This window comes from Marinobacter sp. (assembly GCF_033722195.1).
Taxonomy (GTDB): domain Bacteria; phylum Pseudomonadota; class Gammaproteobacteria; order Pseudomonadales; family Oleiphilaceae; genus Marinobacter.
The window spans coordinates 1-22,563 of record NZ_JAWVZL010000047.1; the positions used below are offsets into that span (position 1 = coordinate 1).

At 64.5% G+C, this 22,563-nt stretch carries 17 protein-coding genes; 9 read left to right on the forward strand and 8 right to left on the reverse strand.

The window, feature by feature from the left end:
* A partial coding sequence (locus R3280_RS10015; protein WP_318998463.1) for a LysR substrate-binding domain-containing protein occupies window positions 1–309 on the forward strand: 309 nt, incomplete at its 5' end.
* Window positions 310–386: 77 nt separating this feature from the next.
* Window positions 387–1,838, forward strand: coding sequence for an APC family permease (locus R3280_RS10020; protein ID WP_318998464.1), 1,452 nt, complete (start codon window positions 387–389; stop codon window positions 1,836–1,838).
* A 10-nt stretch (window positions 1,839–1,848) separates the two neighbouring features.
* On the opposite strand, the gene R3280_RS10025 is transcribed toward R3280_RS10020, so the two are convergent.
* Complete coding sequence (locus R3280_RS10025) at window positions 1,849–2,460, reverse strand: tRNA-(ms[2]io[6]A)-hydroxylase (RefSeq protein WP_318998465.1); 612 nt, start codon at window positions 2,458–2,460, stop codon at window positions 1,849–1,851.
* 256 nt (window positions 2,461–2,716) lie between these two features.
* Here R3280_RS10025 and acnB point away from each other — a divergent pair, with 256 nt between their 5' ends.
* From acnB to R3280_RS10040, 3 genes are all read left to right on the forward strand, one after another.
* Window positions 2,717–5,311, forward strand: a complete 2,595-nt coding sequence (gene acnB, locus R3280_RS10030) for a bifunctional aconitate hydratase 2/2-methylisocitrate dehydratase (protein ID WP_318998479.1) — start codon at window positions 2,717–2,719, stop codon at window positions 5,309–5,311.
* Between the two features lie 76 nt (window positions 5,312–5,387).
* Window positions 5,388–5,852 carry a YchJ family protein gene (locus R3280_RS10035; RefSeq protein WP_318998466.1) on the forward strand — a complete coding sequence of 155 codons (465 nt, stop codon included), beginning with the start codon at window positions 5,388–5,390 and terminating at the stop codon, window positions 5,850–5,852.
* A gap of 150 nt (window positions 5,853–6,002) precedes the next feature.
* A complete protein-coding gene (locus tag R3280_RS10040; protein WP_318998467.1) occupies window positions 6,003–7,001 on the forward strand; it encodes a TerC family protein in 999 nt (332 codons plus the stop codon).
* A 110-nt stretch (window positions 7,002–7,111) separates the two neighbouring features.
* Here R3280_RS10040 and putP read toward each other — a convergent pair whose 3' ends face one another.
* Entirely contained in the window at window positions 7,112–8,614 is a 1,503-nt protein-coding gene (putP, locus tag R3280_RS10045) for a sodium/proline symporter PutP (protein WP_318998468.1), read from the reverse strand.
* Between the two features lie 275 nt (window positions 8,615–8,889).
* Window positions 8,890–10,344, reverse strand: coding sequence for a PLP-dependent aminotransferase family protein (locus R3280_RS10050; protein ID WP_318998469.1), 1,455 nt, complete (start codon window positions 10,342–10,344; stop codon window positions 8,890–8,892).
* A 186-nt stretch (window positions 10,345–10,530) separates the two neighbouring features.
* On the opposite strand from R3280_RS10050, the gene R3280_RS10055 reads away from it, so the two are divergent.
* A complete protein-coding gene (locus R3280_RS10055; RefSeq protein WP_318998470.1) occupies window positions 10,531–11,982 on the forward strand; it encodes an NAD-dependent succinate-semialdehyde dehydrogenase in 1,452 nt (483 codons plus the stop codon).
* Window positions 11,983–12,016: 34 nt separating this feature from the next.
* Entirely contained in the window at window positions 12,017–13,288 is a 1,272-nt protein-coding gene (gene gabT, locus R3280_RS10060) for a 4-aminobutyrate--2-oxoglutarate transaminase (RefSeq protein ID WP_318998471.1), read from the forward strand.
* Between the two features lie 115 nt (window positions 13,289–13,403).
* On the opposite strand, the gene R3280_RS10065 is transcribed toward gabT, so the two are convergent.
* A complete protein-coding gene (locus R3280_RS10065) occupies window positions 13,404–14,441 on the reverse strand; it encodes a CNNM domain-containing protein (protein ID WP_318998472.1) in 1,038 nt (345 codons plus the stop codon).
* Between the two features lie 93 nt (window positions 14,442–14,534).
* The gene (locus R3280_RS10070) at window positions 14,535–14,699 is read right to left on the reverse strand and encodes a DUF2897 family protein (RefSeq protein ID WP_318998473.1); all 165 of its coding nucleotides are present in this window, start codon (window positions 14,697–14,699) and stop codon (window positions 14,535–14,537) included.
* Between the two features lie 84 nt (window positions 14,700–14,783).
* Between R3280_RS10070 and R3280_RS10075 the strand changes: the two genes are divergently transcribed.
* Window positions 14,784–15,455 (forward strand): DNA-3-methyladenine glycosylase I, encoded by a 672-nt coding sequence (locus R3280_RS10075; protein ID WP_318998474.1) that lies wholly within the window; start codon window positions 14,784–14,786, stop codon window positions 15,453–15,455.
* 347 nt (window positions 15,456–15,802) lie between these two features.
* Window positions 15,803–19,432, forward strand: coding sequence for a bifunctional proline dehydrogenase/L-glutamate gamma-semialdehyde dehydrogenase PutA (gene putA, locus R3280_RS10080; protein WP_318998475.1), 3,630 nt, complete (start codon window positions 15,803–15,805; stop codon window positions 19,430–19,432).
* Window positions 19,433–19,513: 81 nt separating this feature from the next.
* Here putA and R3280_RS10085 read toward each other — a convergent pair whose 3' ends face one another.
* The 3 genes from R3280_RS10085 to R3280_RS10095 all read right to left on the reverse strand — a co-directional run.
* A complete protein-coding gene (locus tag R3280_RS10085) occupies window positions 19,514–20,521 on the reverse strand; it encodes a zinc-dependent alcohol dehydrogenase family protein (RefSeq protein ID WP_318998476.1) in 1,008 nt (335 codons plus the stop codon).
* Window positions 20,522–20,545: 24 nt separating this feature from the next.
* A complete protein-coding gene (locus tag R3280_RS10090) occupies window positions 20,546–21,292 on the reverse strand; it encodes a sulfite exporter TauE/SafE family protein (protein ID WP_318998477.1) in 747 nt (248 codons plus the stop codon).
* A gap of 13 nt (window positions 21,293–21,305) precedes the next feature.
* A partial coding sequence (locus R3280_RS10095; protein WP_318998478.1) for a TRAP transporter fused permease subunit occupies window positions 21,306–22,563 on the reverse strand: 1,258 nt, incomplete at its 5' end.

Here is a 22,563-nt window from a genome sequence, read left to right on the forward strand (position 1 = left end):
ATCATGCGGGAGCCCGGCTCCGGCACCCGCCAGACGTTCGAGCGCGGCATGCACGGCCTGCTTCCGGACCTGGAAATCCTGCTGGAGCTGGAGCATACCGAGGCCATCAAGCGGGCGGTAGAGGCCAACCTGGGCATCGGCTGCCTGTCCCGGGTCTGCCTGGCGGATGCCTTCCGCCGGGGCAGCCTGGTGCCCCTGGCGGTGCCGGAGCATCGCCGCTTCGACCGCCAGTTCTATTTCATCCTGCACAAGCAGAAATACCGCAGCGCCGGCATCGATCGCTGGATGGAGCTGTGCCGCCAGCTCTGACCACCGTCCGCCGGGGTTCACATCGCTGGTCGGAAGGCGCAGGATAAAAAGATCTATCGCGGATAAGGGATTTCAGGATGAAAACCGGCGATAACCCCAAACTGACCCGTGTCCTGGTTGGCAAGGACATCCTGGCCCTGGCGTTCGGTGCCATGATCGGCTGGGGCTGGATCGTAATGACCGGCACCTGGATCCAGTCCGCCGGCAGTCTCGGCGCCATCACCGCCTTTGTGGTTGGCGGCATCGCCATCGTGCTGGTGGGTCTCACCTACGCCGAACTGGCCGCCGCCATGCCCAAGGTGGGTGGCGAGCACGTCTACAGCTACCGGGCGCTGGGCCACTTCTCCTCGTTTGTCTGCACCTGGGCCATCGTACTGGGCTACATGAGCGTGGTGTCCTTTGAAGCCGTGGCCCTGCCCACGGTGGTGGAACACCTGTTCCCCGGCTACTCGGTAGGCCACCTGTGGACCGTGGCGGGCTGGGAGGTTGAGGCCACCTGGGTGGCTGTGGGCCTGGCGGGTTCGCTGGTGATGATGGCCATCAACTACGTCGGCATCCGCACCGCCGCACTGGTGCAGAAACTGGTGACCCTGCTGATTATGGTTGTGGGGGTGATGTTCATCACCGGCGCCCTGTTCACCGGTGACACCGCCACCATGGAGCCGCTGTTCAACGTTGAGGAAGGTGTGATCGGCGGCATCATGATCGTACTGATCATGGTGCCCTTCATGTTCGTCGGCTTTGACGTGATCCCCCAGGCCGCGGAGGAAATCAACCTGCCGTTCCGGCAGATCGGCCGGGTGCTGATGATTTCTGTCATCCTGGCAGTGTTCTGGTACGCCCTCATCATTCTCGGTACCGGTCTGACACTCACCCCGGTGGCGCTGGCGGAAAGCTCCCTGGCGGTGCCGGACGCCATGCAGGCAGTATTCGACGCGCCCTGGGCCGGCAAACTGATGGTGCTGGCCGGGGTCGCCGGCATCATTACCAGCTGGAACGCCTTCTATGTGGGCGGATCCCGGGCCATCTACGCACTGGCGGAGGCGGGCATGCTGCCGGCTTTCCTGGCCAGGCTGCATCCGGTCCACAAGACCCCGGTCAACGCGATCCTGATGATCGGCGCCATCTCCAGCCTGGCCCCCTTCTTCGGTAGGCCCGCGCTGGTCTGGCTGGTCAATTCAGGCGGCCTGGGCATTGTCATCGCCTACCTGTTCGTGGCCATTTCGTTCCTGGTGCTGCGGCGGCGTGAGCCGGACATGGAGCGGCCCTTCCGGGTGTCCCAGGGTAAGGTGGTGGGCGGCATCGCCGCGGTGCTGTCGGTTGGCATGATCCTGCTCTACATGCCGGGCAGTCCCTCCGCCCTGACCGGGCTGGAGTGGCTGATCTTCGGCGGCTGGATGCTGCTGGGCCTGGTGATGTACCTCTGGGCCCGCAATCGCTACGGCGTGGCCCACTCGGACCGCATCATGCTCGAGGAGCCGGAGCTGATGGACCCCGAAAAAGCCGCCGAACGGGAAGGCGCCCGTTGAACCGGCGCTGTCAGGCCGGAACCGGGCCGCTGTGGAAACGGAACTCGCTGTCGGGCCGGGTCACCAGATCCTGCTCCAGCGCCAGGAACACGGCGATACGGTCATCCACCGGGCCGCCATTGGCCTGTTCCGCCAGGGTAATGTAGTCACGGTAGTGTCGGGCCTCGGACTTCAGCAGGCCGGTATAGAAGTCCGCCAGGGTAGCTTCCAGGTGCGGCGCCAGAGTGGCGAAACGCTCGCAGGAGCGGGCCTCGATGATGGCACCCACCACCAGGACGTCCACCAGCCGCTCCGGGTCGGTGGGGCGCACAGCCTGGCGCAGGCCGGCGGCGTAGCGGGAGGGCGTCAGGTGGCCGTAGGCGATACCGCGCTTTTTCATGATCGCCAGGACCTGTTCGAAATGGCGAAGCTCCTCCCGGGCCAGCCGCGACATCTTGTTGAGCAGGTCCGGGTTGTCCACATAGCGGTACATCAGGCTCAGCGCCGTGGAGGCGGCCTTTTTCTCGCAGTGGGCGTGGTCAATCAGCATGGTGGCCGGATCGGCCAGCGCATTCGCCACCCAGGCCTGGGGTGTGCGGCAGGGCAAAAAGTCGTAGATGGCGTCCAGGTCGGTCTGTTTCATGGCAGTATCAGGCGGTGATGCATGGCGGTCGGAGCCCTGCATTATACACAGCAGCGCCCTGAAGCCAGCATCGCGGGCCGTTGTCCGGGGATGGCCGGCGCACCCTTGTGGGGCGCTCCACGCCCTTTGGCCAACTTAACTTTACAGGGGCTTTCCTATAGAATGCTGCGCCAGTTCGCGGCCTTTTCCGCCAAAAAACTCCCGCCAGGCCAACGCTGATCCGGCGGGACTTCCCCAACTGATGAGGGTCCATACCGTGTTAGAAGCCTATCGTGAACACGTCGCAGAACGTGCGGCTCAGGGCATCCCCCCCAAGCCCCTGAACCCCGAACAGACCGCAGCTCTGGTTGAACTGCTGAAGAACCCGCCCGCCGGCGAGGAAGACACCCTGGTGGACCTGCTGGAAAACCGGGTACCGCCGGGGGTGGACGAAGCCGCCTACGTCAAGGCCGGTTTCCTGTCCGCCATCGTCAAGGGCGAGGCCAGCTCGCCCCTGCTGGACAAGAAGAAAGCCGTGGACCTGCTGGGCATGATGCAGGGCGGCTACAACATCGAGACCCTGGTGGACCTGCTGGACGACGCCGAACTGGCCGAGCTGGCCGGCGAGAAGCTGAAAAAGACCCTGCTGATGTTTGACGCCTTCAACGACGTCAAGGAAAAGATGGACGCCGGCAACACCGTCGCCAAGGGCATCATGGAGTCCTGGGCCGCCGCCGAGTGGTTCACCAGCAAGAAGAAGGTACCCGAGTCCATCAAGATGACCGTGTTCAAGGTCACCGGCGAAACCAACACCGATGACCTGTCGCCGGCCCCGGACGCCTGGTCGCGCCCCGACATCCCGCTGCACGCCCGCGCCGCCTACAAGATGCCCCGCGAGGGCCTGAAGCCGGACGAGCCCGGTGTCACCGGCCCGATGCAGCAGATCGAGGAAATCAAGGCCAAGGGCCTGCCGGTCGCCTTCGTGGGCGACGTGGTGGGTACCGGTTCCTCCCGCAAGTCCGCCACCAACTCGGTGCTGTGGTTCTTCGGTGAGGACATCCCGGGCGTGCCCAACAAGCGTGCCGGCGGTGTCTGTATCGGCAGCAAGGTGGCCCCTATCTTCTTCAACACCATGGAAGACGCCGGCGCGCTGGTGTTCGAAGCCCCGGTTGACAACATGAACATGGGCGACGTGATCGAGATTCGCCCGTACGAAGGCAAGATCCTGAACGAGGCCCGGGAAGTCATTTCCGAGTTCAAGTTCAAGTCCGACGTGATCCTGGACGAAGTCCAGGCCGGCGGCCGGATTCCGCTGATCATCGGCCGCGGCCTGACCAACGGCGCCCGCGAAGCGCTGGGCATGGGCCCGAGCGATGTCTTCCGCCTGCCCAAGGATCCGGAAGCCGGCACCAAGGGCTTCACCCTGGGCCAGAAGATGGTGGGCAAGGCCTGTGGCCTGCCGGAAGGCAAGGGCGTTCGCCCGGGTACCTACTGCGAGCCCAAGATGACCACCGTCGGCTCCCAGGACACCACCGGCCCGATGACCCGGGACGAGCTGAAAGACCTGGCCTGCCTGGGCTTCACCTCCGACCTGGTGATGCAGTCCTTCTGCCACACCGCCGCCTACCCCAAGCCGGTGGACGTGGAAATGCAGCACACCATGCCGGACTTCATCCGTAACCGGGGTGGCGTTGCCCTGCGTCCGGGTGACGGCATCATCCACAGCTGGCTGAACCGCATGCTGCTGCCGGATACCGTGGGCACCGGTGGTGATTCCCACACCCGCTTCCCCATGGGCATCTCCTTCCCGGCCGGTTCCGGCCTGGTGGCCTTCGCCGCTGCCACCGGCGTCATGCCGCTGGACATGCCGGAGTCGGTACTGGTGCGCTTCAAGGGTGAAATGCAGCCCGGCATCACCCTGCGGGACCTGGTCCATGCCATTCCGCTTTACGGCATCAAGCAGGGCCTGCTGACTGTTGAGAAGAAAGGCAAGATCAACGAGTTCTCCGGCCGTATCCTGGAGATCGAAGGTCTGGAGCACCTGACCGTCGAGCAGGCGTTCGAGCTCTCCGACGCCTCCGCCGAACGCTCCGCCGCGGGTTGCACCATCAACCTGTCGGAAGAGTCTGTGGCCGAGTACCTGCGCTCCAACATCACCATGCTGCGCTGGATGATTGCCGAAGGCTACGGCGACCCCCGTACCCTTGAGCGTCGTGCCCGCAAGATGGAAGAGTGGCTGGCCGATCCCAAGCTCATGCGCGCCGACAAGGACGCCGAGTACGCCCACGTGGTGGAAATCGACCTGTCGGACATCAAGGAGCCCATCGTCTGCTGCCCCAACGATCCGGACGACGCCCGCTTCCTGTCGGAAGTGGCCGGCGACAAGGTCGACGAGGTGTTCATCGGTTCCTGCATGACCAACATCGGCCACTTCCGCGCCGCCGGCAAGCTGCTGGCCCAGAACAAGGAGCCGCTGAAGACCCGGCTGTGGATGTCCCCGCCCACCAAGATGGACGAGGCCCAACTGATGGAGGAAGGCTACTTCAACATCTACGGCACCGCCGGTGTGCGCACCGAGATGCCGGGCTGCTCCCTGTGCATGGGTAACCAGGCCCGGGTGGCCGCCAAGAGCACCATGCTGTCCACCTCCACCCGTAACTTCCCCAACCGTCTGGGTGATGGTGCCAACGTGTACCTGACCTCCGCGGAACTGGCGGCAGTGGGCGCGGTCCTGGGCAAGCTGCCCACCCCGCAGGAGTACATGGAGTACGCCAAGGACCTCAACAGCATGGCGAAGGACATCTACAAGTACCTGAACTTCGACCAGATGGAGAACTACACCAAGCGCGCCGCCGAAGCCAACGTGGCCTGAATCGACCGCTGATGTAGTGTGAATGCAGAACGCCAGCCTCCGGGCTGGCGTTTCTGTTTGTAATCAGGAAACACAAATGACCCCAGATCCGAATACGCCCTGCCCCTGTGGCTCCGGCCAGACCTATGGCCAGTGCTGCCAGCGTTATCATCGGGGCGAGCCCGCGCCCAGCCCGGAAGCGCTGATGCGCTCCCGCTACTGTGCGTTCGTTGCCGGCGATACCGACTATCTCAAGTCCACCTGGCACCCCTGCACCCGGCCTGGGAACCTCAGCCTGGAAGGATCGCCGCCATGGGCTGGCCTGCGCATAGTCGCCAGTGGGCAACAGGGCGATGAAGGCCAGGTGCATTTCCAGGCCTTTTACCGGGACGCCGGGCGGTGGGGCTGCCTGGAGGAAAACTCCCGCTTCCGGAGAAGCGAGGGTCGCTGGCTCTATGTGGACGGTGACACCCGCCAGGGGCCCTACAAACCGGGGCGCAACGAACCCTGCCCGTGCGGCAGCGGCAGGAAGTTCAAGGCCTGCTGCGCCCACCGGGGCTGACCGGCCCCCGCGTTCGTGGGCCGACCACGGACAAGTACCGATGGTAACCCGGATCGGAACCCTGCATCGTTTGCCGGCACGGGTGGCGCCGCCTTCAGGGCGGGCCGGTGCCCGATGATGTAGCCAACCTTTTTCGCAAGCGAGAAACCGATGGATATGATGTGGGCCTGGATAGGCTTCAATGTGTTTGTTCTGGCGTTGCTGGCATTCGACCTGGGTGTGCTGCACCGGAAAACCAAGGAAATCTCGGTCAAGGAGGCCCTCTGGCTGAGCCTCGGCTACGTGATTCTCGCGATGATCTTCGCCGCCGGTGTCTTCAACTTCATGGGCGCCGATTCGGGTTATGAGTTCGTCACCGGTTATCTCATCGAGAAAAGCCTGAGTGTGGACAACATCTTCGTTTTCCTGTTGATCTTCATGCACTTCTCGGTGCCGCCACAGTACCAGTACAAGGTGCTCTTCTGGGGTATCATCGGTGCTCTGCTGATGCGGGGCACGCTCATTTTCGTGGGCGCCAGCGTCATCGAAGCCTTCCACTGGATCATCTATGTGTTCGGTGCCTTCCTGATTGTCACCGGATTCAAAATGCTGCTGGCGGTGGGCCAGGAACCGGACATGGAGAACAACCGCATTGTCAAATTCATGCGGGCACGCTTCCGGGTCACCGAAACCTTCGAGGGCGACCGGTTCTTTGTCCGCCGCAACGGCCTGCTGTTCATGACCCCGCTGTTCATCGTGCTGGTGCTGGTGGAGCTGACGGACGTGGTCTTTGCCCTGGATTCCATCCCGGCCATTTTCGCCATCACCACCGACCCCTTTATCGTCTACACCGCCAACGTGTTCGCCATCCTGGGTTTGCGGGCCCTCTACTTTGCCCTGGTGGGCATCATTCACCGCTTCCACTATCTGAAATACGGCCTGTCGCTGGTACTGATGGTGGTTGGTACCAAGATGATCCTCAACGCCTGGTTCGGTGAAAAGGTGATCCCGACGGAAATCGCCCTGCTCATCACTGCGGTTCTTATCGGCGGGTCCATGGCCATATCGCTGATCAAGACCCGCGGCACCAGCCTCGAGGAAGCCCCGGCCAAGGCCAAGGCCTGGTGGGTGCCAGGTAGCCCCGCCAAGGAGACCAAACCCCGGGAATGACCGTCGGGGCGCAGGGGCTGGCCGTCTGACCCGCCCTGCCCCGGCATAGGCAAGAGTCAAAGCACAAAAAAAGGGCTCCCTCGGGAGCCCTTTCTCATTACGCCCTGGTATCAGGCGTTGGGTTTGGCATCGATGGCCTGGTACTCGCCAGCATCGGCGGTCGCCAGGGTGACCACCACGATAGCAATCCAGGCCGCAATAAAGCCCGGAATGATCTCGTAGACGCCCGGCCCACCCATGAATTCGGCGTTCCAGCCCAGGGAGATCCAGATCATCACGGTGGCGGCACCCACCACCAGGCCCGCAACGGCACCGGCACCGTTGGTGCGCTGCCAGGTCAGGGACAGGATGATCAGCGGGCCAAAGGCAGCGCCGAAGCCGGCCCAGGCGTTACTGACCAGCCCCAGAACCTGGGAGTCCGGGTCGGACGCAATGACCGCGGCCACCAGGCCCACCGCCACAACGCAGACCCGTCCCACGTTCACGCACTCCCGGTCGGTCGCTTCCTTTCGCAGAAACAGACGATAGAAGTCCTCCGTGAGTGACGACGAGGACACCAGCAGCTGGCTGGAGATGGTACTCATGATGGCCGCCAGCAGCGCGGCGTAGAGGAAGCCGGTAATCAGCGGATGGAACAGCAGATTGGACAGAATGATGAAGAGCGTCTCGGGATCTGCAATGTCCAGACCGTTGCGCACGGCATAGGCACGACCGAAGATACCGAGGGAAATGGCGCCGATGAGGGAAATTGCCATCCACGACATGCCGATGTTACGGGCAACGGGCACCTCCTTGAGGGTGCGAATCGCCATGAATCGCACAATGATATGAGGCTGGCCGAAATAGCCCAGGCCCCAGGTCACCGCCGACAGCCACCCGATAAGCGTCAGCCCCTCGGTCCAGGACAACAGCGTCGGATCCACCTCGTTAAGGGTCTGGGAGGCCTGGGCAAAGCCGCCACCGCCCTCGCCGAAGAGCACCACCGCCGGCATGATCACCAGCGCCAGCATCATGATGCAGCCCTGCACAAAGTCGGTCATGCTCACCGCCAGGAAGCCGCCCACCACGGTGTACACCAGAACAACACCCAGGGTGATCACGATGCCGGTGGCGTAGTCGCTCATGCCGCCGAAGTTGACGATGCCGGCGAAGGCGCTCTCAAACAGCTTGCCGCCGGCCACCAGACCGGAGGCGGTGTAGACCGCGAAGAACACCACGATGACAATCGCCGACACCGTCCGCAGGGGCATCGCCTTGGTGGGGAAGCGGTTCGAGAGGAAGGATGGAATGGTCAGGGCATTGCCGTAATGCACCGTCTGCTCCCGCAGCCTTGGCGCAACCACAATCCAGTTGACCAGGGCCCCCACCAGCAAGCCGATACCGATCCAGGCGGATGCCAGACCGGAAACGAAGAGCGCGCCTGGAAGCCCCAGCAGCAGCCAGCCGCTCATATCCGACGCCCCGGCCGAGAGGGCCGCGACCTTGGGGCTGAGGGACCGGCCGCCCAGCATGTAGTCTTCGGATGAGGACGTCGATGTGCGCATCGCGAATAGCCCGATGGCAATCATGAGCACAAAATAGGAAATCAGACTGATCCAAATACCAATAGCCATGAAACTTCTCTCCTGCTTAAGGTCGGAGGCGACTCCGACCGGGTGTTGCGCTTACCGGCAATGCGCCGGTAGTTGCTCCCTTTGTTTTTTTACCTCGCTTGCCTGATCAATCGATCACGCGGTACCGCTTCCAGGCCGTCTCGGCACCACAATGATTACTGCGTTGATGTCGGGTGTCGGTTCCTGACCTGAAAATTTGTTCATATTTAAACTTAGTCGCATCCGACGGTTTTGACTTACAAAAATCTACTATTTTTTGCAAAAAGGTCCGATTTTTAGGATTTTGGAGGGGTTTGAAGCCGATCCTCCCCCAGCCAGCGCCCCAGCAGAGTCGCCAGCCGGTCGCTTTCCCGGGCCAGCAGGGTGCCGGATATAAGGCCCACGCCCAGTACCAGGCCACGCCTGGGATCGGTGGCGCCACAGGCAAGGCTGAGGGGGCGCGCCACCAGGCGGGCGTTGAGCAGGTACTGCGCCAGGGCGTGATCGTCCACCGCCGGGTCCAGCTCCACACACAGGCCGATGGCGGCGGCCGGCGGCGAGATCCGGACCACGCCGGGCACCTTGCTCAGGCGATCATGCACCACCTGCTGGCGGGCCAGGTATTCCCGGCGAATGCGCCGGTACCAGTGGTCCAGGTCGCCATCCTCGATGAACCGCGCCAGCACCGCCTGGTCCAGCATCCGGCCCTCCCGGGAGACTTCGCTGCGCAGGCGGCTGAGGGCGCCCACCAGCGGCCGCGGCGCCACCAGGTAGCCAAGCCTCAGGCCCGGAAACATCAGCTTGGAAAAAGAGCCCACCAGCAGTTGGTTGGGGGCGTCCGGATCGAACACCAGGTTGCCGGGGTCGTCGGTGCTGAACTCGTAGTCGTCCTCGATGATGAAATCCGGCCGGGCCTGCTCACATAGACCGAGCTTGTCCGCCAGGCTGGTGGGCAGGTTGAGGGGATAATGGCGGGAACCGGTGAAGTAGGCGATCCGCACCGGGCCCTGGTCGCTCCGGGGTGAGTAGCCCTCACCGGGATGCCAGGGCAACATGTCGTAGTCCAGGCCGGCGGCAGTAAAGACGTTGCGGGCACCCCAGTAGCAGGGCGAGTCCATCAGAACCCGGTCGCCGGGATCCGCCAGCGCCAGGGCACAGAGCTCGATGGCGTTGTGGGCGCCCTCGGTGATGATGATCTGCTCGCTGTCACAGCGCAGCCCCCGCCAGCGCCAGAGCAGGTCACGGATGGCCCGCTTCAGGGGTCCGTAACCGCCGGTGGAGTAGGACAGCAGCAACACGTTGTGGGGCACCGTGACGCTGGTGTAGAGCTGGCGCCACTTGCGCATGGGAAAGTGGGTGATGTCCGGGATGCCCGGCGTGAAGGCCCCACTCTGGACCGGACTGGCGCCGGTCTTGCCCAGGACAGACCTGGCCCGCTGCGACAGCGGCGCCGTGTCGGCCGCTGCCTGCAAACGGGGCTGGGGCGGCAGCTGGGCCCAGGTGCCCTGGCCCTGGCCGGTGATCAGCCAGCCCTCGGCGATCAACTGTCCCACCGCCTGCGCCAGGGTGTTGCGGGCCACGCCGAGGCTTTGGCACAAGGCCCGGTGCGGCGGCAGGCGCTGACCCGCCGGCCATTCCCGTCCGATCACCGAACGCAGGGCCTGCTCGATGCGGACCCGCTTGCCCAGACCTTCCGGTTGCAGCTGATAGGCATTCAGCATGACCGCCAGGGCGGCGTCTTCCTCAAGCATCCGATGATCTCTCCCCTTTCCCGTTTGCCACTCCCGCCGTCGCAACGGACGTGGCGACCTGACCCGAATTGGTCCAGTCAAACCGATTATTGGTCTATAGGGCGCCCCGGTCCAGCCTGTTAACGTTGCTTCCGAATTCGGGGCCGCCACATCGCCCTGCAACCGTTCACCGACAGGAGAAAGCGCATGTCCCTGATGGAACTTGTCACCGGTAACGCCGTAAACAGCCTGGTGGGCGCCGAATGGCGCAGCGGGCAGTCCCGCTTTGCCGTTACCGATCCGGCCACCGGCGAGGAACTGGCGCAGGTGGCGGACCTGGGCGCCGATGACACCCGCGACGCCATCGCCGCCGCCGAAACCGCCGGCCGCCAGTGGCGACAGGTTCCGGTCAAGCAGCGCTCGGCCCTGTTGCGGCGCTGGTACGAGCTGGTCATGGCAGAGGCGGACACTCTCGCCGAACTGATGACCCGTGAGCAGGGCAAGCCCCTGGCGGAAGCCCGGGGCGAGGTGGTCTACGGCGCTTCCTTCATCGAGTTCTTCGCCGAGGAAGCCAAACGCATGGCGGGGGAAACCCTGCCGGCCGCCGGCGCCGACAAGCGCACCCTGGTGCTGCGGGAGCCCGTGGGCGTGGTTGCCGCCATCACGCCCTGGAATTTCCCGCTGGCGATGATTACCCGCAAATGTGCTCCGGCCCTGGCCGCTGGCTGCACCGTGGTGGTCAAGCCCGCAGAAGCCACGCCCCTGACAGCCCTGGCCCTGGTCCGGCTGGCCCGGCAGGCGGGCCTGCCGGAGGGTGTGATCAACATCGTCACCGCGTCCAGCCCGGCGGCGGTGGGCGAAGTACTGACCACCGACCCGCGGGTGCGCAAGGTCTCCTTCACCGGCTCCACGGCTGTCGGCAAGCGTTTGCTGGCGCAGTGCGCCGGCACCGTCAAGAAGACCGCCATGGAACTGGGCGGCAACGCGCCTTTCATCGTGTTCGACGACGCCGACCTGGACGCCGCGGTGGACGGCGCCATGGCCTCCAAGTTCCGTAATGCCGGCCAGACCTGCGTCTGTACCAATCGCTTCCTGGTCCAGTCCGGCGTCCACGACGCCTTTGTGGACAAACTGTTGGCCCGGGTACAGGCGCTGCGGGTGGGCAACGGCCTGGCGGACGGCGTCCAGATCGGCCCGCTGATCAACCAGGCCGCCGTGGCCAAGGTCCAGGGCTATGTCGACGACGCCCGGGCCCGGGGCGCCCGCCTGCTGTACGGTGGCGAGGTCCACCCCCAGGGGCCGCTGTTCTACGCGCCCACCGTGCTCACCGAGGTGACCGCCGACATGCGGCTGTCGCGGGAGGAAACCTTCGGCCCGGTGGCACCCATCCAGCGCTTCGAGCAGGACGAGGAAGCCATCGCCCTGGCCAACGACACCCCGTCCGGCCTCGCCGCCTACTGCTACGGCACCGACTACCGCCGGATCTGGCGCGCCATGGAGGGTCTGGAGTACGGCATGGTGGGCATCAACGAGGGCATCATCTCCACCGAGCTGGCGCCCTTTGGTGGGGTCAAGGAGTCGGGTCTGGGCAGGGAGGGCTCCCACCACGGCCTGGACGAATTCACCGAACTCAAATACGTCTGTCTCGGCGGCCTCTGAGCCGCCGCATTGTCGGCACACCCGGAGAAGCAAGATGAACAACAGCGAACTGAACGAACTGAAACACCGTTACCTGCCCCGGGGTGCCACCCCGGCCGCCACCGCCTTCGCGGCCCGCGCCGAGAACGCCGAGATCTGGGACGAGGACGGCCGCCGCTGGATCGATTTCGCCGGCGGCATCGGTGTGCTCAACCTCGGCCACCGCCACCCCAAGGTGGTGGAAGCCATCCGCGAGCAGCTGGACAAGGTCATGCACACCTGCTCCATGGTGATGCCCTACGCGCCCTACATGGAACTGGCCCGGGAGCTGTGCGAGCGCACCCCCACCCGCGGTGAGGCCCGCAAGGCACTGCTGATCAACTCTGGTGCCGAGGCCCTGGAAAACGCCGTCAAGATCGCCCGCGCCGCCACCGGCCGCACCGGCGTGATCACCTTCGACGGCGCCTTTCACGGCCGCACCATGATGACCCTGGCCATGACCGGCAAGGTGCTGCCCTACAAGAACGATTTCGGCCCCATGCCCGGCGACGTGTTCCGGGCGCCCTACCCCAACCCGCTCCACGGCATCTCCGATGAAGCGGCCCTGGCGGGCATCCGCAACCGCTTCAAGACCGACATCGCCCCCCACCAGGTGGCGGCCATTGTGATTGAACCGGTGCAGGGGGAAGGCGGCTTCTACATTGCGTCTCCTGCCTTCATGCAGGGCCTGCGCCAGCTCTGCGACCAGCACGGCATCCTGCTGATCGCCGACGAGGTCCAGTCCGGCTTCGGTCGTACCGGCACCCTGTTTGCCATCGAGCACAGCGGCATCCAGGCCGACATCATCACCATGGCCAAGAGCCTGGCGGACGGTATGCCATTGTCGGCAGTGGTAGGCAACGCCGAGGTCATGGACGCCTCCGGCCCGGGCTCACTGGGCGGCACCTACGGCGGCAACCCGCTGGCCTGCGCGGCGGCGCTGGCTGTGATCCGCGCTATCGACGAGGAGGACATCCTGGGTCGGAGCCAAAACCTGGGTCGGGTCCTTTCAGAGCGGTTCGGAGTCTGGCAGGAGCGCTTCGCCGCCGTCAGTCACCCCCGCAACCTGGGCGCAATGGCCGCGTTCGAGTTCACCGAGCCGGCCACCGGCGAACCCGCTCCGGAGATGGCCCAGGCCCTGTGCGCCAAAGCCCGGGAGCGGGGCCTGATCCTGCTGTCCTGTGGTTTCTACGGCAACACCATTCGTTTCCTGATGCCGCTGACGGCGGGCCAGGAGGTGGTGGAAGAAGGCTTGGCCATCGTCGAGGCCTGTCTGGCAGAACTCTGAGGAATCCTTTGCGCAGCCTATGACCAGGCGTCCGCCCTGATGGCGGGCGCCCGGCCTGGTGCTCCCGGGCGAGGCGGTGGCGGCGGAGATCCTGTTTTGTCTTGTCTTGTCTTGCCTAGCCCCGGCCCTGGCTCTGGCCCTGGCCCTGGCGCAGCTTACGGCTCCAGCGTTGCCTGGCGTACTTGCGCAGATTCGAGACATTGTCGGTCTCATCCATGATTTCGGTGCCCAGCAGGGTCTCCAGGATATCCTCGAGAGTGACGATACCCAGCCAGGTTCCCAGTTCGTCATACACCACTCCGATGGGCTGGCGCTCGCGGAGCATCTCGGCGAACAGGAACTCGATATTGGTGCCTGTTTTCACCCGCTTGATATCCCGGACATGATCCATGAGGTTGGCGTCCTCTGACAGGGCGATGAGCTCCGACTTGTGGATGTAGCCCCGGGCCTCGCCGTCCTCGTCGATCACCGGATAGCGGGAGAAAGGCGCGGAGCGGACCAGACGGCGGAACTCTTCCACGGTGGTGTCCGGGGCGATGGTCCGGCACACGGTCCTGGGCGTCATCACGCTGTTGACCTTGATCTCGTGAAACCGCAGCACGTTCTGAATCATCCGGCGCTCGTCCTCGTCGAGCGCCTGCTGGTCCCGCCCGATCTCCACCAGCGCACTGATCTCGCCGCGGATATCGGTTTCGTTCTCGCCTCTGGATAGCCTGCGTGTCACCTGCTTGGACAACCACACGAACGGCAGCAGGGCCTTGATCATGAATCCCAGTATCCGCGGCAATGCCGGCGCTATTGCCCGCCAGTACTTGGCACCGATGGTCTTGGGAATGATTTCCGACAAGATCAGGATCGCCAGCGTCATCACCGCCGACGCGGCGCCCAGCCAGACTTCCCCAAACACCACGGCCACCTGGGCACCGACACCGGTGGCCCCGGCTGTGTGGGCAATGGTATTGAGGGTCAGAATGGCCGCCAGCGGATCCTCGATGTCGTCTTTCAACTTGCGAAGCCCCCGGAACAGCACCGGGTTGTCCTTCTTCAACGAGGCAATGAAGCTCGGCGTCACCGACAGCAACGCCGCCTCCAGGATGGAGCAGAGAAAGGAGAACACGATGGACAGCAGGGCGAAGGCTATCAGCAGGCTCATGGAGTTCCCGGGTAAAGACAGAGCCTCCAGATTCTAGCCAAAGCGAGAGGGTGTTGAAATACCGTCGACACTCACGGGCGACGGGAGGTTCCGCTAATCCTTTTCCTCCTCCCGCTCCAGCTCCTTCTGACGCTGCCGGATCCTCTCCTTCTTTTCCTCCGGGATGTGCATGGATTTGGCGGAATCCCGAAGCAGGAGCAGGCTGCCGACGACCATACCAATGGCGCCAAGCAGGAAGATCCATCCGATGGTTGGCATTGAACTCACTCCCGGTGACTGTGGGATTTACTCTATAGTGAACCCGCAACACCCGACCCGACAACCGACAGATGACTTCAGCCTATGTCTTTTGACCGAATCTACCAGCAGGCCGTCGCCCACAAAGGCGGTGCCGGTGCTGTCCAGGCCCTGCTGCCCACGGTGCCGCCCCGCGCCGAGCTGGAAGCCATGGGGGATGATCGCTACCTGTCCATGCTGACCCGCTGCGTGTTCAAGGCGGGCTTCGTATGGCGGGTGATCGAGCACAAATGGCCGGGCTTCGAGGCCGCCTTCGAAGGTTTCGTGCCGCTGTACTGGCAGCAGGTACCGCCGGAGGTGCTGGAGCAGCTGGCCGAGGATGAACGTATCGTGCGCAACCTGCAGAAGATTCGCACGGTGCCGGAGAACGCCCGCATGATTGTCGAGGCCTCCCGCCAGCACGATGGCTTTGGCCGGTTCCTTGCGCAGTGGCCTTCCGAGGACCAGGTGGGCCTGCTGCTCTGGCTCAAACGCCACGGCGCCCGCCTGGGGGGCAACACCGCTCAGTACTTCCTGCGCCGGGTGGGCTGGGACGGTTTCATCCTGTCATCGGACGTGGTGCTGGGGCTGCGCCGGGAGGAGCGCCTGGACGCCTCCCCCGGCAGCAAGAAGGCCCTGGTCCAGGCCCAGGCCGCCTTCAACGACTGGCACCGGGAAACCGGTCTGCCCTACAGCCATCTGTCCCGCATCCTGTCATTTTCGGTGGGCGAAGCGTAACGCCCCCGGGGTCTTGCGGTCCCGCCCGCATTCTCTTGCCTACCCCTGCGGCGGACGATCCGGAGCCCCCTCGGGCCGTTTCAGGCGGCCGGCAATGGCCGATTCGCCCGGGTTTCCTGCAAGGGACGGTTTTGGCGGCTATCATGATAGCTGGAGTACAAATTCTCACATGGACCCGCAAGGTCGCTCGTGAACGTGGCAACGGTCTTTTTAACGACGCACTGAAATTTCAACCGCAGTTTTTGGTGAGGAAAAGAGACGATACGGCGTCCCGGTCCTGCTTTTACATCGGACGAGTAGCCCCCTCTGGATACACAGGGGCGGCAAATCAGTAAGAGGGTATAAACATGAGACCGCAGCAGTCAGAAGTCCCCGAATTGGTCGATAGCCGACAGGCGATGCGTGATTACTACCTCGCTGACGAGTACAAGGTCATGCGGGAAATGATCGACGGCGCCCAGTTGTCCAAGGATGAACGCAAGGCGATATCGGCCAGGGCCGCTGAGCTGGTGCGCAACGTCCGAAAGAATGCCAAGCCCACCATCATGGAGAAGTTCCTGGCCGAGTATGGCCTCACCACCCGCGAGGGCGTGGCGCTCATGTGCCTTGCCGAGGCCCTGCTTCGGGTGCCGGACAACACCACCATCCATGCCCTGATCGAGGACAAGATCACCTCCGGCAGCTGGGGCTCCCATGTGGGCAAGGCGTCCTCGTCGCTGATCAACACCGCCACCATCGCGCTGCTGATGACCAGCAACCTGCTCAAGGACAACGAGCGCCAGAGCGTGGGCGAGACCCTGCGCAAACTGGTCAAGCGTATGGGCGAGCCGGTGGTGCGCGCCGTCGCCGGCCAGGCCATGAAAGAGATGGGCCGCCAGTTCGTGCTGGGCCGGGACATCGAGGAGGCCCAGGAGGCCGGCAAGAGCTACATGGAGAAGGGCTACACCTACTCCTACGACATGCTGGGGGAGGCGGCCCGCACCGATGCCGACGCCCAGCGCTACTACAACGCCTATTCCAATGCCATCGACGCCATTGCCAAGCACTGCAAGGGCGACGTGCGCACCAACCCCGGTATCTCGGTGAAGCTGTCGGCACTGCTGGCCCGCTACGAGTACGGCAACAAGGAACGGGTGATGAACGAACTCGTTCCCCGCGCCCGAACCCTGGCCAGGAAGGCTGCCAAGGCCAACATGGGCTTCAACATCGACGCCGAGGAACAGGAACGTCTTGATCTGTCACTGGATGTGATCGAGGAACTGCTCTCCGACGACGAACTCAAGGGCTGGGACGGCTTCGGGGTGGTGGTCCAGGCCTACGGCAAACGGGCCGCCCACGCCCTGGACTGGCTCTACGGCCTGGCGGAGAAGCTGGACCGCCGCATCATGGTGCGGCTGGTGAAAGGCGCCTACTGGGACGCCGAGATCAAGCGCGCCCAGGTGATGGGCCTGAGCAGTTTCCCGGTGTTCACCCGCAAGGCCTGCAGCGATGTCTCGTTCATCTCCTGCGCCACCAAGCTGCTGAACATGACGGACCGGATCTATCCCCAGTTCGCTACCCACAATGCCCATTCGGTGTCGGCCATCATGGAGCTGGCGAAGGCCAACAAGATCACCAACTACGAGTTCCAGCGCCTGCACGGTATGGGCGAGTCGCTGCACAGCGAGGTGCTCAGGGACAGCGGCGTCCCCTGCCGTATCTACGCCCCCGTCGGGCCCCACAAGGACCTGCTGGCCTACCTGGTGCGGCGTCTGCTGGAGAACGGCGCCAACAGCTCGTTCGTCAACCAGATCGTGGACACCCGCATCACCCCTGAGGACATCGCCAAGGATCCGATGGATGTGGTCAGGGCCATGGGGGAGAACATCTCCAGCAAGGCCATCACCCATCCCCGCAAGCTCTTCGGTGAGAAGCGGCGCAACTCCAAGGGCTGGGACATCACCGACCCGGTCACCGTGGCCGAGATCGAGAAGGGCCGCGGCGCCTACAAGGACTATCGCTGGAAGGGCGGCCCCATCATTAAGGGCGAGGTGGCCGGCACCGAAGTGCAGGTGGTGCGCAACCCGGCCGACCCGGACGACACCGTCGGCCATGTCACCCAGAGCTCCGATGCGGATATCGACACCGCGGTGAAGGCCGCCCTGGAGGGTTTCAAGTCCTGGTCCAAGCGGCCCGCCAGGGAGCGTGCCGACCTGGTGCGCAAGGTGGGCGATGTGTTCGAGGACAACGCCCACGAGCTGTTCGCGCTGACCACCCGTGAGGCCGGCAAGTCCCTGCTGGACGCGGTGGCGGAAATCCGCGAAGCCGTGGACTTCACCCAGTACTACGCCAACGAAGCCGAACGCTACGAAGGCAGTGGCGAGGCTCGCGGGGCCATCTGCTGCATTTCGCCGTGGAACTTCCCGCTGGCCATCTTCACCGGCCAGATCATGGCCAATGTGGCCGCCGGCAACACAGTGCTGGCCAAGCCCGCCGAGCAGACTTCCCTGCTGGCGGCCCGGGCTGTGGAACTGATGTACGAGGCCGGCATTCCGGAGGATGTGGTCCAGCTGCTGCCGGGCACCGGTGCCAAGGTGGGCGGCCCGCTGACCTCGGATGCCCGCCTCGCCGGCGTCTGCTTCACCGGCTCCACCGCGACCGCCCAGCGCATCGACAAGGCCATGTCGGAGAACATGGCGCCGGATGCGGTACTGGTGGCGGAAACCGGTGGCCTGAACGCCATGATCGTCGACTCCACGGCGCTGCCGGAACAGGTGGTGCGGGACGTGCTGGCCTCTTCCTTCCAGAGCGCGGGTCAGCGCTGTTCCGCCCTGCGGATGCTGTATGTCCAGAAGGACATTGCCGACCACCTGCTGGAGATGCTCTACGGCGCCATGGACGAGCTTGGGATCGGTGATCCCTGGCTGCTGTCCACCGACGTGGGCCCGGTGATCGACGAGACCGCCCGCAAGAAGATCTCGGAGCACTGCGAGAAGTTCGAGAAGAAAGGCAAGCTGCTGAAGAAGATGGACATACCGGACAAGGGCACCTTCGTGTCCCCGGCGGTGATCCGGATGAGCGGCATCGAGGAGATGGAGGAGGAAATCTTCGGCCCGGTGCTGCACGTGGCCACCTTCGAGGCCAAGAACATCGACAAGGTGGTGGATGATATCAACGCCAAGGGCTACGGCCTCACCTTCGGCATGCACAGCCGGGTGGACCGGCGGGTGGATCGCATCACCCGGCGCATCAAGGTGGGCAACGCCTACGTCAACCGCAACCAGATCGGCGCCATCGTCGGCTCCCAGCCGTTCGGCGGGGAAGGCCTGTCCGGCACCGGGCCCAAGGCCGGCGGGCCGCAGTATGTGCGCCGCTTCCTGAAGGGCGACACGGAAAAGCGCCCGGCCGACAGCGGCGCCACCCAGGTGGATGCCAAGAAGCTGGATAATCTGGTCGGCTCCCTGGCCAAGAGCAAGGGTCTGGCACCTGGCCCCCGTGTCGACGCCATGAAGCCGATCTTCAAGGACGTGCCCACCCCCTCGGACGATCACGTCGAGGAGCTGCCCGGCCCCACCGGCGAGCAGAACCTGCTGTCCAACCATCCACGGGGGACGGTGCTCTGTCTCGGTCCGGACAAGGAAACCGCCCTGGAGCAGGCCGCCATGGCCCTGGCCCAGGGCAACAAAGTGGTGGTGGTTGCGCCAGAGGTGGAAGACACCGTCAAGGAAGCGGCCAAGGCCGGGCTACCCATCGCCGGTGCCAATGGCCTGATAGCGCCGGATGCGCTGACCAGCGTGAAGGATATCCAGGCGGTCGCCAGCTGCGCCGAGGATTCGCTGCTGAAGGAGTATCGCCAGGCCCTGGCCAAGCGTGAGGGTGCGCTGGTGCTGCTGATCGACGAGCACAAGCTGGATCAGCGCTACGTCATCGAGCGGCATCTGTGCGTGGACACCACCGCGGCCGGCGGCAACGCCAGCCTGATCGCCGCCTCCGAGTAGTGCCGGCACTGCCACCCCCATTGGGTGGCAGTCAGGCTGCAGGAAAGCCGGACACCCGCAGACGGGTCTCCGGCTTTTTTGTCATCGCAGCAACAGGATCTTGCCGGTCGCCTGCCCTGCCTCCAACCGGCGGTGCGCGTCGCTTATCTCGGTGAAGCGGTAACGCTGCTCATCCAGCAGGGGGCAGACCGCCTCCTGCTCCAGCATGCCTGTCAGGGCCGCCATCAGCCGGGGCTGGTCGTCCATGCCGATGCCGTGCAGCAATGGCAGGGACCGGAACACCACGTGCAGGCTCAGGGACTTGGCGTGCATCTGGGTCAGGTCGTGGCTGGAGCGGGTGTTGATGGCGCAGATTCGGCTGGCGATGGCCGCCGCCTCGATGGATCGGTCCAGGTTGCTGCCGCCGACGGTGTCCAGCACCAGGGCAAAGCCGCGGCCGTCGGTGAGGCGATCCTTGTAGGCCTGCACCGACTCCTCCCGGTAGAGGATGATGTCATCCGCCCCCAGCTTGCGGGCGATGTCGGCCTTGGCTTCGCTGGAGACGGTGGTGGCCACCCGCGCCCCCAGGTGGCGGGCGATCTGCACCGCCACATGCCCCACACCGCCGGTGCCGCCGTGAATCAGCACGTGTTCACCGGCCTGCAGGCCGCCGCGGTCCACCAGCGCACTCCAGGCGGTGAGAAACACCAGTGGCAGGGCCGCGCATTCGGTCAGGGCCAGGGAGATGCTGGGTGAGCGCCTGGCCAGCAGGCGCACGTCCGCCACCATGTAATCCGCCAGCGCACCCTGCCAGCCCCGGACACCGCCGGCACAGCCGAAGACCTCGTCGCCGACCTTCAAATCCGACACCCCCGGGCCGAGCTTGTCCACCACACCGGCCACATCGCCGTTGAGGATCGCCGGCAGTTCGGGCCCTGTCTTCACCAGGCCGGAGCGGATCTTGGTCTCCAGCGGATTGACGCTGGAGGCCACCACCCGGATGCGGACCTGGCCCATGCCCGGCTCCGGCGTTGCCACTTCCCGCTCCACAAAGACCTCCGGACCACCGTACTCCTCGATCACCATTGCTTTCACAGTCGTCACTCCCATGGGTTGTCGTCAGTCGATCGGTTGTCAGTAAAGAACCAGTCGCACCAGAATGGCAGCCACCATCACCAGGGTGATCCATTTCACCCACATCGCGCCCCGTGCGCTCACGTTGACCTTGACCGCGAGGTAGGCGCCGGCGATGTTGCCCACCGCCAGGATCAGGCCCACGCCCCAGCGCACCTGGTCATTGAGGGCGAAGATCAGCAGCGCCGGCAGGGTGTAGAGCAACACGATGGCCACCTTGAACACGTTCACCTGGCGCAGGTCGATACGCAGCATGCGATAGAGCACCACGATGAACAGCGCCCCCACCCCCACCTGGATGAAGCCGCCATAAATACCGATCAGGAACATGGCCAGATAGATCACCGGGCCCAGGCGCTCCGGCGTCAGCGGCCGGGTGTCCAGCAGCGGCTGCGGCAGGAGCATGAACAGGGAGGCGCCGATCATCGCCGCCACCAGTACAAACTCGAACACCGCATCCGGCACCCAGGTGGCCACCCAGGCCCCCAACATGGAACCCAGCACCGCCGGCACCGCCAGGTGCAGGCTCACCAGCAGGTTGCCGTGGCCGATGCGATGGAAGCTGCCCACCGCGGTGATGCTCTGCAGGGTGATGGCGACCCGGTTGGTACCGTTGGCCTCCTGGGGCGGCAATCCCAGGAACATCAGCATCGGCAGGGTCAGCATGGAGCCGCCGGCGGACAACACATTGATAAAGCCGGCGAGGCCACCGAGGGCCACCAAGGCGAGCAGGTCCGGCAGGTTCATCAAGCCATGCCACTCATAGGGTCTGCGCCACCCTGCCGGCGCGGCCTTGTCGGCTGCTCCACACCAGCAAAGCGAGGAAGATGACCAGCCCGCCGGCATCCAGCCACAGGGTGCCGTGGGGCCAGAGCATCAGCGCCCCCACCGGAAACATCAGCAGCCGCAGCAACCAGTTCAGGCGATGCTCCAGGAAGCCCTCCAGACCGGCGATGATGGCGTAGATGCCGAACAGGCCGAAGGCGAACACCGTGAATTTCTCCACCAGGGTCCCGGAAATCAGCGGCGAATAGGCGAACAGCAGCGGCACTATGTAGAGCCCCTTGGCGATTTTCCAGGCGGTAAAGCCGGTGCGCATCTGGGGTGTGCCGGCAATGGCGGCAGCGGCGAACGCGGTCAGGCAGACCGGGGGTGTCACGTTGGAATCCTGGGACAGCCAGAAGATGATCATGTGGGCGGCCACCAGCGCCATGCTGAGGGCATAGGGCGACAGCGCCTGCTCCAGCAACTGGGTGGTGAAGGTGTCCGGCACCGCCGCCAGCAGGCTGCTGGCGGTGGCGGCGTCCATGGGGGCATTGAGCAGCTCCAGTTTGTCCGGCGCCGCCAGCATGAAGATGGCCTTGGCCTGCTCCGGTAGATTACCGCTCATCAGCAGCTCCAGCAGCTGGCTTTGTGCAATCAGGCTGTAGATGGCCGGCGCCGACAGGGTGGCCAGCACAATGTAGGCGGCAGTGACCGGCAGCCCCATGCCCAGGATCAACGAGGCCAGTGCCACCAGCAGGATGGTGATCAGCAGGCTGCCGCCGGCCCATTCGGTGATCATCAGCGAGAAGGTATTGCCGATGCCGGTGGTGGACACCACCATTACGATCAGCCCCACGGTAATCAGCAGGATGGCGGTGGTGATGATGTTGCGGGTGCCCATGGCCAGGGCATCCAGAATGTCCCGGAATCCCATGGGTTTCCTCGACAGCCAGGAGGCCACCACCACCGAGACGATGGCGATGCCGGCGGCGTAGGTGGGCGTAAACCCGTAGATCAGGGCGGCCACCAGGACGACCAGGGGCAGCAGGTAATGCCAGCCGTCCTTGAGCACCTCTTTCAGGGTCGGTGCCTGGTCATCCTCCAGCTTCACGGCGTGGCTGCGCTTGGCCTCGATGCGCACGAACATGGCCACCGAGAGGAAGTACAGCAGCGCCGGCAGGGCGGCCACCCCAATAATGGTGACGTAGGAGACCTGGGTGTAGGAGGCCATGATGAAGGCCCCTGCCCCCATC